Genomic DNA, 12,130 nt, shown 5'->3' with positions numbered 1-12,130 from the left:
GGGCCGCAGCGCACGGTGAGGGCGAGGCGGTCTCCGCAGCGTGAGGACGCGAGCGGGAGGCGCCGTGGCCTGCGCGGAGCCGCCATCCGCGTCGCGCGTCCACACGTTCACGCTGCGCGCTCGGTGTGTGCCCTCGCCTCGCCGTCTCCAGGCGCGCACGCCGCGGATCGCTCCCTGGCACGGCGCCCGCATACCTGCCCCCCGTAACCGCGACGGGGGGGACCACGCGGAGGAGACCCATGAGCCAGAGACCATCCGATTCATCCATCCAGGTGAAGCCGCTCGCAGGGCACATCGGCGCCGAGATCCACGGCGTCGACATCTCCAGGCCGCTGCCTGACGAGTCCGTGGCGGCCATCCGCGCGGCGCTGCTGAAGTGGAAGGTCGTCTTCTTCCGGGACCAGCCGCTCGGCCACGCCGAGCAGATCGCCTTCGCCGCTCGATTCGGCGAGGTGACGTACGCGCACCCGCACGAGGACGAGCCGTTCGACGAGCACCCGGAGATCCTCGCCATCGACAGCCGCCGCTACGATCGCCGCTACGGCAAGCGCTTCAGCTACGAGAACCGCTGGCACACCGACGTCACCGCGGCCGTGAACCCGCCGGCGGCGTCGATCCTGCGGGCGCACATCCTGCCGCCCTACGGCGGCGACACGACCTGGACCAACCTCGTGGCGGCCTACGAGGGGCTGTCCGCGCCGCTGCGCGCGCTCGTCGACGGCCTGCGCGCCGAGCACCGCTTCGGGCTGAGGTTCGCCCCGCAGGACCAGGACAGCCCGTACCTGCGCAAGGTGCGGGAGAACCCGCTCATCTCGATCCACCCCGTGGTGCGCGTCCACCCCGAGACGGGCGAGCGCGCGCTGTTCGTCAGCCCCGGGTTCACCAGCCATATCGTCGGCCTGTCGCCGCGCGAGAGCAGCGCGATCCTCGACCTGCTCTTCGAGCAGATCAGCCGCCCGGCGTACACCGTGCGGTTCCGGTGGGAGCCCGGCAGCGTCGCGTTCTGGGACAACCGGGCCACCGCGCACCTCGGCCCGCAGGACCTCGGGCACCTCGACGTCGAGCGCGTGCTCTACCGCGTGACGCTGACCGGGGACATCCCGGTCGGGGTCGACGGGGTGCGCTCCGAGATCGTGGCCGGCGAGCCGTTCGGCACGCGGCCCCCGAGCAAGCTGAAGGCCGTCCGCAAGGAGAAGGCGCCCGAGGCGGAGGTGCAGGCGTGACCGCCGCGAGCGCAGGCGTGGAGAGGACGTCGTTCCGGGGTCCCCATGGGCCGGTCGAGGCGGTGCAGGTCCGCCCGCCGTCCGCCGGGCGCTCGCCGGCGCCGGCGGTGCTGATCCTCCACGAGGGGCTGGGGCTCACCGCCCACACGGTCGAGCTGGCGAGGCGCTTCGCGCAGGAGGGTTACCTCGCGTTCGCGCCGAACCTGTACTCGCACGACGCGGTTCACCGGACCTTCACCGAGGCGGAGGTGGCCCGAGGCGTCGGGCTGTTGCGCGCTCCGGACCGCGACGAGGTGGTCGCGCGGCTGCCGGCGGACGAGCAGGAGCGGCTGAAGGCGGTGTTCGCCTGGTTCAGCGACCGCGATACGTCGACGTACCTGCCTGACGCCAGGGCGGCGGCGGCGCACCTGGCTGGGCGGTTCGACGTGCGTCCGGGGGGCATAGCCGCGGTCGGCTTCTCGCTGGGCGGAGGGCTGGTGGGACAGCTCGCGGTTGCGGGCGTGGAGCTCGCGGCGGGCGCGGTCTTCTACGGGCAGGCGCCGCCGCTGGACCAGGTAACGAGCGTGCGCTTTCCGCTGCAGGTGCACTACGCGGAGGAGGATCCGGCGATCACGCCGAAGGCGCGCGCGGTGCAAGAGGCGTTCCGGGCTGCGGGGCGGGAGCTGATCTCGTTCGTGTACCCGGGGACGCGGCACGGGTTCTTCAACGAGACGCGGCCGGCGTACCACGCGGATGCGGCGCAGCTCTCGTGGCGGCGCACGCGGGAGTTCTTCGCCGAGCGCATCGGCGGCGGCGTCGTCGCGCAGCCGCGGCCGCTTGCGCTCGCCGGCGAGAGCGTCCGGGCAGCGGGGTAGCCGCACGGGAGCGCGGCCGCGGGCGCATGCCGCCTAGGACATAAGGGGCTACCTCAACCTGGGTCGGGGTCGGTCAGTCACCTCAACCTGGGTCGGTCACCTCAACCTGGGTCGGTCACTCCTCTGGGGGGCTACCTCAACCTGGGTCGGGGTCGGTCAGTCACCTCAACCTGGGTCGGTCACCTCAACCTGGGTAGTCACCTCAACCTGGGTCGGTCACCTCAACCTGGGTCGGTCACTCCTCAACCCGGGTCGGTCACCTCAGGTCGGTCACCTCAACCCGGGTCGGTCACCTCAACCCCGGTCGGTCACCTCAACCCCGGTCGGTCCGCTCCCACCTCTCTGGCACGGCCGCTGCTCAGGCCCAGGCCATGACCGCCTCCACGCCCATCGCCGAGAGCAACGCTCCGAGCCCCATCCACACCGACGACGCCGGCCTCATCGCGGGCGCCGTCACCGTTCCCGCGCCGGCCGGCGACCTCCCCGGCTACCGCGCCCACCCCGCCTCCGGCGGACCGTTCCCGCTGGTGCTCGTCATCCAGGAAATCTTCGGCGTCCACGAGCACATCCGCGACGTGGTCCGCCGCCTCGCGAAGCGCGGCTACTACGCCCTCGCCCCGGATCTGTTCGTCCGCCAAGGCGACCCGAGCCGCCTCAGCACCATCGACGAGTTCCGGGCGCTGGCCGGGCGCGTCCCCGACCGGCAGGTGCTCTCGGACCTCGACGCCAGCATCGCCTTCGCGCGCGCCTCCGGCAAAGCCGACCCCACCAAGGCCGCCGCGGTGGGCTTCTGCTGGGGCGGGCGCATCACGTGGCTCTACGCCGCGCACAACCCCGCGCTCAAGGCGGCGGTCGCCTGGTACGGCCGCCTCACCGGCGACCGGACCGACGCGCAGCCGAAGCACCCGATCGACGTCGTGAGCGCGCTGCAGGTCCCCGTCCTGGGCCTCTATGCCGGGCAGGACCAGGGCATCCCCCTGTCGACGGTCACCGAGCAGCAGCAAGCGCTCCGCGCGGCCCAAGAAGCCGGCGGCGCGCCCGGCGCCGCGCGCTCCGAGATCCGCGTCTACCCCGACGCCCCGCACGCCTTCTACGCCGACTACCGGCCGAGCTACCGGCCCGAGGCCGCCGCCGACGCCTGGGAGCGCCAGCTCGACTGGCTGACCCGACACGGCGTCGCCTGACCGCGCGCCAGACGCGACCGCGCCTCCGCGGCCGCTGCTGCCCCGGCACCACGCTGCGCCTCCGCTGTTCCTCCGCACGCACCCGAGCTCCCTCGCTCCGAGCGCCCCGCGCCCCCGGCGCCCCGCCGATCGGCTACCCTGACGCCGTGCGCGCGAGGATCCGAGACACCGAGATCTACTTCGACGTCGAGGGAATGGGCCTCGTCCCCGACGGCCCCGAGATGCGCGAACGGCCGGTGATGTTCGTCGTGCACGGCGGGCCGGGCGCCGATCACTCCTCGCACAAGGGCGGGATGACGCCGCTCTCCGACCGGGCGCAGCTCGTTTACTTCGATCACCGCGGCCAGGGGCGCTCGGCGCGCGGCCCGAAGGAGACATATACCCTCGAGAACAACGTCGAGGACATGGAGGCGCTTCGCCAGCACCTCGGCCTCGATCGCATCGTGGTGATGGGCACCTCCTATGGCGGCATGGTGGCCATGGCCTATGCGCTCCGGTACCAGCAGCACATCTCGCATCTCATCCTCGTGGCCACGGCGGCCAGCCACCGCCTCATCGACCGATCGAAACAGATCGTGGCGAGCCGCGGCACCGACCCGCAGAAAGACGCATGCGAGCGCCTCTGGGCCGGCAAGCTCGAGAGCGACGAGCAGTTCGCCGAGTTCCTCCGGATCATGGGGCCGCTCTACTCGACCACGTTCGACCCGCACAAGGCGGCGGAGGTCAGCGCGCGCGCCATCTACAACGTCGAGGCGTGGAATGTGGCCCTGGAGCGGTTCATGCGGACATTCGACTTCACGCCGCGCCTCCCCGAGATCGAGGTCCCTACCCTCGTCATCGCCGGCCGGCACGACTGGATCTGCCCGCCCGATCTGTCGGAGGAGATCGCGCGCCTCATCCCGGGCGCCGATCTACGTATCTTCGAGCGCAGCGGCCACTCGGTGCGCGCCGACGAGCCGCGGGCGCTGCTCGACGCCATCGCCGGCTTCCTGGTCTACAGGCGGTAGCGCAGGCTCTGGCGCCGAGCGCGGCGCGCGCGCTACTGGATCCCGGCCTTCTTCATCGCCGCGGGCATGCGCTGCATGATGACCGACCCGACCTTCTTTCCCACCTCCCCGCTGATCTCGGGGAGGAGCTTCGCGGCCTTCTTGCCGACCGGCGTGCCGTAGAACTTGATGAGCTCCTTCAGCTCATCGGCGGTGAACTTCCCCGCGTAGATCTCGACGTTCCACTGGACCAGCTCGTCGTACGGCAGGACCTCGGCGACGACCGCCTTCAGCTTGCCGGTGTCCTTGGCCGAGATCTTCGCGCCCGCTTGCTGCATCGACGCCCCCATGTTGGTCATCAGCTGATCGATGAGGGCGTTGTAGACCTCCTTCGGCATGACGAGGTGCGTGAGCTCCAGGGCGAGCTTCTTCTCGGCCTCACCGGCGTGGGCGTCGCCGAGCGACACGAGGGAGAACAGGGTCACGAAGGCGAGCGAGACGATCCAGGAACGAGGCGCGTGCTTTCTCATGATCCATGTCTATCACGGACGCGCCGCGGTCCGCGTCGCCCCGGCGAGCCCGCCGCCTCCCGTCGCTCGATCCCCCGGACCGCCCGTGGCGCGGGCGCGCGCGAGCGGCCCACGCTCCCCGTCACACGAGCGTCACCTCGTCCCCCACCCGCAAGGCGCCGGACTTCGTCTCGTGGATGTAGTTCTGACCGAAGTTCACGTCGCCGGGCTTCTGGGGATCGCGCCGGTACGTGGCGAGCGTGCGGAGCGGCTCCGGGCCGCGCTCCGCGGTGCGCTGATCGGTGGTGGTGACGACGCATCGGGCGCACGGGCCGCCGGCGCGGAGCACGAGCTCGCCGATGCGGACGCGGCCCCACCGGTCCTCGTCGAAGGCGGCGCAGCCGCTCACGACGAGGCTGGGACGGAAGCGATCCATCGGCAACGCCGCGGCGCCCCGGCCCTCGAGGTGAGCGTTCAGGTCGGCGAGGGAGGCCTCCGAGATCACGAGCAACGGGAACTCGTCGGCGAACGACACCACATCTTCCGGGCGTGCCACCGAATCCTTGAGGACGGGCCGCCGGAACGCCTCGCCGGCCCGGACGAGCCGCGCCGGGTGTTCCAGGAAGTCGCTGAGCCACGCGGCGACCTCATCGCCGCAGTCCTCGGCCAGAAGGCCGGTGCTGCTCCAGACCTCGACGGTGAGCAGGCGCGCGCCCTGCGCCGACTGCGACGCGCGCGGCACGGAGACCGGCGAGCGGCCCGCGGCGCCGAGCGTGAGCTCGCCCTCGGAGAGCTGCGCCTCGATGAGCGCCATGCGCGGCAGCGGGCGCTGGGTGAGGGGTTTGCCCTCGGGGTCGATGATCATGAACCGCCGGTCGCCGGCGAGGCCGAGCTCGTCGACGGTCGCCGCGTCGAGCGCGAGGCCACGGCAGCCTTTGACGGGATAGATGTGGATGGCGGAGAGGCGCATCGCGGATGTATAGCAAGTATCCTGCCGCCGATCATCTCACCAAATCATGGTGATCTTGAGACGGCCGTCTGCGCGCCCCGCGAGCGCGGGCGAAGCACGCGCCATGCGGGGCCAGTCGTCGTGCCGTTCAGCGCGGGCGTTGATCTTCACTTCGACGATGCTTGGTCAGAGCATCGCCACGTCGCACATTCACCCACATGAAACGGCGTTCATCCTGCTAGGGCTCAGCGAGCGGCGTGGAAGGGATGTGCAGCCCTGAGCGAACGCTGTCAGGGCCTGATTGACTCACGCTCGCAACTTCAAGGACGCGCCTTGCCCCACTCTCTCGGCATTGTTAGCCTCGATGTGGCTCATGAAACCCGGCACGCTCATCGGAGGCAAATACCGCGTTGAGAGGCTGATTCACGAGGGAACCAGGGGGACCGTGTGGGCCGCAGTGAATGAGACGACCTCTCGCGATGTCGCGCTCAAGCTGGTCCATGAGTCGACCGATGGTCTTCGACAGAAAATTCTGCGCGAGGCACGCATATGCGGGAGGCTCCAGCACCGAAACATCATCGATGTATATGACCTCGGGGAGACCGAGGAGGGGGATCCCTTCTTGGTCATGCAGCTGTTGCTCGGGGAGAGCCTCAAGGACCGCCTTGATCGCCCGCCCCGGATCGAGCCGCACGAAGCTGCGCAGATCGGTCATGATGTTGCGAAGGCGCTTGCTGCGGCTCACATGGCCGGTATCATTCACGGTGATCTCAAGCCCTCCAACATCTTCCTCAACTCCGACGAGTCACACACCAGCGACGCTATCGTCAAGGTCCTTGGCTTCGGGTCCAGCAAGACCGTCGCGGCCCTGAACGACTCGAGCGCCAGCACGAGCGCTGCAGCAGAGCCACACGCACACCTGAGCCTGGAGGAGGCCATCGACCCTGGAAGGCTCGACGTCCGCACGGACATCTGGTCTCTCGGGGTGATTCTGTTCGAGATGATCACGGGCAAGAGCCCCTTCACTGGCGGTCCAAGCCATCTTACCTCGATGATCACCCAAGCAGAGATCCCCCCCATATCGCACTATGTTCGGCATCTCGCGCCCGGGTTGGTCACGCTCGTCTCGAGCTGTCTTGAGCCGGATCGAGAGAGGAGGCTCGACTCCGCGTCTGAGCTGGCGGCGCGCCTGCTTCCCTTCGCGCTCGGCGGGACCTCCACCGCAGCGCGCCAGGCTGTCGCCGTACGACTGGGAGTTCACGGCGCGGTGTCTTCAGACGCCAGGAGAGATCGCTCAGATTCCGTCGTCCTCGACGGCGAGTCAGGCAGCGGAGTACATTACAGCGTCAGCCCGCGTACATCCAGGCAGCATGGCAACCACGCGCTCAATGCGAGCTCGATCGTGGCGACGGCCTACCGGGCAGGCGCCAGCGATGCCTCCACTCCGACGCCGATATCGTACGCCGGCGTCCTCCCGCTCGACAGCGACAATCAGAGCCAGGCGAGGCGCATCCACACGGGCACGAGCTTGAGCCTGGCCCCCCTCGCGCCGCCGACGACGCTTCACGATGACGTCTGGTCGACGCTGCACCATTCGTTGCCGCCGAACATGAGGATGCAAGCGGAGCCGATCAAGCAGTTCATGCGTATCCTGGCCAATGGCTACGAACCTGTGGCTGAAGGCGTCATCAGGCTGAGCGGAATTCGCATCGACGTCGACGCGAGACGCCAGCTTCTCGCGGCGTTCATCGGGCAAGGGGGCTCGCCGCTGAATACGTCCACGTTTGCGCAACTATCCACTCCGCTCGAGAGGTACCTGGGTGAGGCTGACCCATCGATCCAGAAGGTCGTCATTGCAATAGTTGACTCCATGAACTTCGGCGCCGGCGCCCGAAATCGAATTCTGGAGTACAGAAAGCGGTACACCGCGATGGTCGTGCCGTTATATCTGGGCGAAGTCCAGCGCGCTGTCAATGACGGCACGCTCGAGGCGTTGTTCAAAGACCGGATAGCAGATTACCACGCTGCCCCGGACCAGTACGAGAGCCGCGGCACGAACGTCGATCCGCTTCGGTTCTACGGTATGAAGGCTGAGCTCAACGCGCTTTTGATGGCACTATCGGAGAGCTCGTCGTTCGTATCGATATGTGGCCCTCCTGGCTCCGGGAAGACCGCCCTGGTGAGCATGGCGCGCTACGGGCTGAGCTCGCATCGATTCCATACATTACGATGCAGCGAGTCCTGCAATCGAAGAATAGACTCGTTCGTCCAAGAGCTCGTCGATGCCCTGATGAGCAATGGAGCCCACGAGCACATCGACAGCAGCCAACCAATTCGTCAGCGCATAGCGGCCGCGATACGGTCAGCAATCTGCAACGCTCACCAGAACGAGCGCTTGGTCCTGGTCCTCGAGGACGCTGATTGGCTCCTGGGCTCCCTGGTAGACAGCCATTCTGGCGAGGAAGAGCGCTCCGCGACGCGCGAGTTCTGGACTGCCCTGGCAGAGCAGGTCAGGCTCTGCTCGATCAGCGTCGTGGTCACCAGTTTCTACGGGTTTACCTTGAAGAGTCGCGTCATCCTGGGCTGGGAGAATCCGGTGGCAGCTTATGCGAATATTATAAAGCTCAGACCCATGGACCACGACGCCGCCGAACGACTCGTCAGCGAGCTCGGCGCAGACATGAACGTACATTTCGAGGCGGACGCGGTGCGCGAGGTCTACTCTGTGTCCGGCGGCAACGTGGATGTAATCAAGAAGATATGCGGGTGGTCACTCTCTCGAGCGAGAAAACAGAACGAATGGCACCCGCTCAGGGAATGCACGATAAACGCCGGCGCCATCAGAGAGACCACCGAAGATCTTTGCAATGTAGGGACCACGTTCGGCGACAGCTTCCTCCCTTGGCTTCATCGGATCGATCGCCTCGTCCTTCACGCCATCGCCATGAAACACCCTCGTACGACGCGCGCAGTCATGCGACTGCTGCGCGATGAGTGCACGCCGGAGGAGTGCGCGGCGTCGATCAATCGCTTGCACGAGGTTGGCTTCGTGGAGCGTCGAGACGGGCGGGAGCGGGTGTCGATTCCGCTGTTGGAGAGATGGGTGAGCTGTCATTTGGAGTTCGCCCCGAGCGAGCTTCATCGCGCGGCGCGGAGGCGAGGTCACTTCATCGCGGTGGGTGCCTCGCTCACTGCGATATTGTTCGGCTTCTACTTCTCGGCATTCAGGACGAAGGTCGCGTCGACAGGGCGCACTGCGCATCGCGGCTGCGAGTACCAGGCACGGCACCTTGAGCGAGGTGCCGCCAAGGACGTCATACCCGTGTACGTGTCGCGCAGCTGCACGGGGACGAGCCCTAACCCGATCAGCTTGGTCGCCGCGCTTGGCACGGTAGCCAAGGTCAACAACAATCTTGGTGGAAAGGCCGACATCATGACGTGCGCAGCGGGCAGCGACTGCAATACCGCAGAAGCGTCGGTCGAGCTGCTTCACTCTCTCGATGGGCGATACGAGCTTCGGCTCGAATCCGATGGTGTGCGCTTGACTGACATCGTGATCAAGGATGATCCGTTCATGGCGGTCAAACGGACGTTCGACGGAGCAATGAGGGTCGTATCTGCGCTACCAGTGCTGATCGGCCTGGTGCTCGCATTCTACAAAGAAATGCTCGAGTCGCTTCATCGCGTCGCGGCCGCCTTGGTTCCCTACAGGTCTCGCGTCGAACGCAGGGCGCCGCCTGACAGCAGACCTCCGCCTCAATGAGCAGCGTATCACCACCGTACCCTCGACGCTGTTAGCGATCGCGAAGATGCGCGGAAAACTGGTGAAGACCTCCGCCGGGGGGCGCTCAGTGCGGGGCGACCTGAGATCCGTGGAGGACCTCGAGCCGGACCAACCAGCGGCGGTCCCCGAAGTGATGTGCGACCTGTGCGACGCGTCGGCCCGAGCGCGGGATGATGAGCGTGCTCTTCCCGATGCCGGCCGCTCCGACCCGGCGCAGCCCTGGCCCGGCACCGCCTGACGCGTCAGCCAATGTGCGTGTGGAGGAACTCGACCGTGCGCTGCCACGCGAGCGCGGCGCTCTTCGGCTCGAACTTGGACGAATCGGTCGAGCGCATGAACGCGTGGCCGGCGTCGTAGACGTAGAGATCCATCGCGCCTCCACCGGAGCGCGCCGCCTTCTGGATCTTCTCGGCTACGGAAGGGTTCGCCCAGTCGTCCACCTTGGCGTAGTGCCCGCAGATGGGCGTCCTCACCTCGGCGAACTCCTCCGGTGCGATCCGCGGAAGACCGTAGAACGGGACCGCCGCCTCCAGGGCCGGCCGCACGTAACGTGCCGCAGCGAGCGTGAGCGCGCCACCCAAGCAGAAGCCCGCGACCGCGACCCTCCCGTTGCACCGGGGATGCGAGCGCAGGTATCCGACCGCGTGGCCGAGCTCACCTACGGCCTTCTGGAAGTCGAAGGCGCCGATCAGCTTCGCCGCCTCCTCGTCGTTCTCGGCGAGCTTGCCGTGATAGAGGTCGGGGGCGAGCGCGAGGAAGCCCGCCTGCGCGAACTGCTGGCAGTGCGCTCGCATCACCTCGTTGAGGCCGTGCCACTCGTGGACCACGACGAGCCCCCCGACCTTGCCCGAGCCAGGCGGCTCGGAGAGGGCGCCCTTCATCTGCCCCGCGTTCCCCAACGAAAACGTCACCATCGTCGTCATGTTGTCCTGCTCCTTTCGTCACTCACTTCTCTTCACCAGGGCACGGGGCCGCGCGCGTCGAAGAACCCGCCGGTCGGGCCGGCGTCGTCGAGGAGCGCGAGCCTCACGGACGCGCGGGCGCCTTCCTCGACGGTCTGCGTGCCGCGGTGGCAATTCAGGTCGGTCGCGGTGTAACCGGGGTCCGCGGCGTTGACCTTGATGCCCGTCGGGGCGAGCTCCTTCGCATACTGCACCGTCACCATGTTGAGCGCCGCCTTGGAGGCGGGGTACGCGATGGCGTTGAACGACGCGTACTCCCACGCTGGGTCGCCGTGGTTCGCGAGCCCGCCGAGCCCGCTCGACACCATGACGATGCGCGCCGCGGGCGACGCTCGTCGGAGCAGCGGGAGCATCGCATTCGTCACGGCGATGGCAGCGAAGACGTTGACCTCGAACACGTGGCGCACCTCGTCGAGTCGCGTCGCGCTCGGCGTGGAGCGGCCGAGGAGGATGCCCGCGTTGTTCACGAGGACATCCAGCCGCCCGAGGTCGCGCTCGATCGTGCGAGGCGCTTCGGCGACGCTCGCGGCGTCCGTCACGTCGAGCGCGATGAAGCGCGCGTCGATGCCTTCTCGGCGCAGCGCCGCAGCGGCTCGCGCGCCGCGCTCCTCGTCGCGTGCTCCGACGATCACCGTCATGCTCGCGCGGCCGAGCTGGCGGGCGGTCTCGAGGCCGATCCCCTTGTTCGCGCCCGTGACGAGCGCTGTTCGCTGGACATTCATGCCCTCCATCTACGACCGAGCGTCCAGAGGAGATTGGGCGATCTTGGCTCGACGCGCGTCCTTGGGGAGCAGCCCGACAACGCCCTAGCGCCGAGAAGGGCCGCGCGGTATCGTCCTCGGCGTGGACCTCTCGGCGGCGCAGCGCGGGCGGAGCCGGATCGCATTCTCACGCCCGGCTGCGCTCCCCGGCCTCACCGTCGGGCAGTTCCGGAGCGACGGGCCCCTGTTCACCTGCGTGACGGACCGCTACGCCACCGCGCTCCACTTCAGTGGCCGCTCCGAGTGGTCGCTTCGAGGCGCGCGCTGGTCGAGCGGCCCGGGCACGATCGACGTGAAGGTCCCCGGAGAGGTCTTCGCAGAGCACGCCCGCCAAGGCCAGCGGCGGTTTCAAGTCGTGATCTTCGACGCGCGCATGGTCGACGAGGCGCGCGCGACGCTGGACTCTCCCGCGTCGCCCCCGACGGAGAACGCGCTCTGCGCGCACGACCCGCGCGCTGCACCGTTGGCGGCGCTGCATCGCTCGCTGCTTCGCGGCGACGCGACGCCTCTCGAGCTCGCGGGTGTGTCGTCCGAGGCGCTCGCCGCCCTGTGCGAGCTCACCACCATGCGCCGAGATCCGCCCCGTCCGCGCAGCGCGTGGGCTCGCGCGGTGACGCGCGCGCGCGAGCTCCTCGATGCGCGGTTCACCGAATCGATCGCGCTCGACGAGCTCGCCGCCCACGCGCGACTCGACAAGTTCCGCCTCTGTCGTGCCTTCCGCGAGGAGGTCGGGCTTCCCCCGCACGCGTACGTGACCTACCGGCGCGTCGGACTCGCAGGGGCGCTGCTCGCCCGGGGAGTCCCTCAGGCGGAGGTCGCTGCGCGCGTGGGGCTCTACGACCAGAGCCAGCTCCACCGGCATTTCAAGCGCATCGCCGGGGTGACGCCGGGGGCGTACGCCCGAGCCGCCCGCTGACC

At 68.4% G+C, this 12,130-nt stretch carries 10 protein-coding genes; 6 read left to right on the top strand and 4 right to left on the bottom strand.

Annotation, left to right across the window (positions count from 1 at the left end; all coding sequences use genetic code 11):
- The first annotated feature begins 239 nt into the window (after positions 1 to 239).
- The 4 genes from WME83_RS00630 to WME83_RS00615 all read left to right on the top strand — a co-directional run bounded on the left by WME83_RS00630 (position 240) and on the right by WME83_RS00615 (position 4,268).
- On the top strand, positions 240 to 1,223 hold the full coding sequence (locus tag WME83_RS00630) for a TauD/TfdA dioxygenase family protein (protein WP_437317314.1): 984 nt from the start codon (positions 240 to 242) through the stop codon (positions 1,221 to 1,223).
- Positions 1,220 to 2,077, top strand: coding sequence for a dienelactone hydrolase family protein (locus tag WME83_RS00625; protein WP_437317313.1), 858 nt, complete (start codon positions 1,220 to 1,222; stop codon positions 2,075 to 2,077). The genes WME83_RS00630 and WME83_RS00625 overlap by 4 nt, the downstream gene beginning before the upstream one ends.
- Positions 2,078 to 2,448: 371 nt before the next feature.
- Positions 2,449 to 3,261, top strand: a complete 813-nt coding sequence (locus tag WME83_RS00620; RefSeq protein ID WP_437317312.1) for a dienelactone hydrolase family protein — start codon at positions 2,449 to 2,451, stop codon at positions 3,259 to 3,261.
- A 146-nt stretch (positions 3,262 to 3,407) separates the two neighbouring features.
- Positions 3,408 to 4,268 carry an alpha/beta fold hydrolase gene (locus WME83_RS00615; protein ID WP_437317311.1) on the top strand — a complete coding sequence of 287 codons (861 nt, stop codon included), beginning with the start codon at positions 3,408 to 3,410 and terminating at the stop codon, positions 4,266 to 4,268.
- A 32-nt stretch (positions 4,269 to 4,300) separates the two neighbouring features.
- Here WME83_RS00615 and WME83_RS00610 read toward each other — a convergent pair whose 3' ends face one another.
- A complete protein-coding gene (locus WME83_RS00610) occupies positions 4,301 to 4,777 on the bottom strand; it encodes a DUF2059 domain-containing protein (RefSeq protein WP_020464822.1) in 477 nt (158 codons plus the stop codon).
- 121 nt (positions 4,778 to 4,898) lie between these two features.
- The gene (locus WME83_RS00605; RefSeq protein WP_437317310.1) at positions 4,899 to 5,726 is read right to left on the bottom strand and encodes an MOSC domain-containing protein; all 828 of its coding nucleotides are present in this window, start codon (positions 5,724 to 5,726) and stop codon (positions 4,899 to 4,901) included.
- A gap of 352 nt (positions 5,727 to 6,078) precedes the next feature.
- Here WME83_RS00605 and WME83_RS00600 point away from each other — a divergent pair, with 352 nt between their 5' ends.
- Positions 6,079 to 9,468 (top strand): protein kinase domain-containing protein, encoded by a 3,390-nt coding sequence (locus WME83_RS00600; RefSeq protein ID WP_437317309.1) that lies wholly within the window; start codon positions 6,079 to 6,081, stop codon positions 9,466 to 9,468.
- A gap of 263 nt (positions 9,469 to 9,731) precedes the next feature.
- Here the strand turns inward: WME83_RS00600 and WME83_RS00595 are convergent, their stop codons facing one another.
- Entirely contained in the window at positions 9,732 to 10,412 is a 681-nt protein-coding gene (locus tag WME83_RS00595; protein WP_437317308.1) for a dienelactone hydrolase family protein, read from the bottom strand.
- Between the two features lie 32 nt (positions 10,413 to 10,444).
- The gene (locus WME83_RS00590; RefSeq protein WP_437317307.1) at positions 10,445 to 11,173 is read right to left on the bottom strand and encodes an SDR family oxidoreductase; all 729 of its coding nucleotides are present in this window, start codon (positions 11,171 to 11,173) and stop codon (positions 10,445 to 10,447) included.
- A gap of 121 nt (positions 11,174 to 11,294) precedes the next feature.
- On the opposite strand from WME83_RS00590, the gene WME83_RS00585 reads away from it, so the two are divergent.
- Positions 11,295 to 12,128, top strand: a complete 834-nt coding sequence (locus WME83_RS00585; RefSeq protein ID WP_437317306.1) for a helix-turn-helix transcriptional regulator — start codon at positions 11,295 to 11,297, stop codon at positions 12,126 to 12,128.
- The last annotated feature ends 2 nt before the right edge of the window (positions 12,129 to 12,130 follow it).

Origin of the sequence: Sorangium sp. So ce385 (assembly GCF_051474135.1) — a bacterium.
GTDB lineage: Bacteria > Myxococcota_A > Polyangia > Polyangiales > Polyangiaceae > Sorangium > Sorangium cellulosum_D.
The sequence above is the reverse complement of the archived record's forward strand: the minus strand, read 5'-3'. Positions and strand labels throughout refer to the sequence as shown.

What these genes read in the sequence shown, in the direction of transcription:
- WME83_RS00630 (WP_437317314.1), top strand. Translation starts at nt 240, where the DNA reads ATGAGCCAGAGACCATCCGATTCATCCATCCAGGTGAAGCCGCTCGCA.
- WME83_RS00620 (WP_437317312.1), top strand. Translation starts at nt 2,449, where the DNA reads ATGACCGCCTCCACGCCCATCGCCGAGAGCAACGCTCCGAGCCCCATC.
- WME83_RS00610 (WP_020464822.1), bottom strand. Translation starts at nt 4,777, where the DNA reads ATGAGAAAGCACGCGCCTCGTTCCTGGATCGTCTCGCTCGCCTTCGTG.
- WME83_RS00605 (WP_437317310.1), bottom strand. Translation starts at nt 5,726, where the DNA reads ATGCGCCTCTCCGCCATCCACATCTATCCCGTCAAAGGCTGCCGTGGC.
- WME83_RS00600 (WP_437317309.1), top strand. Translation starts at nt 6,079, where the DNA reads ATGAAACCCGGCACGCTCATCGGAGGCAAATACCGCGTTGAGAGGCTG.
- WME83_RS00595 (WP_437317308.1), bottom strand. Translation starts at nt 10,412, where the DNA reads ATGACGACGATGGTGACGTTTTCGTTGGGGAACGCGGGGCAGATGAAG.
- WME83_RS00590 (WP_437317307.1), bottom strand. Translation starts at nt 11,173, where the DNA reads ATGAATGTCCAGCGAACAGCGCTCGTCACGGGCGCGAACAAGGGGATC.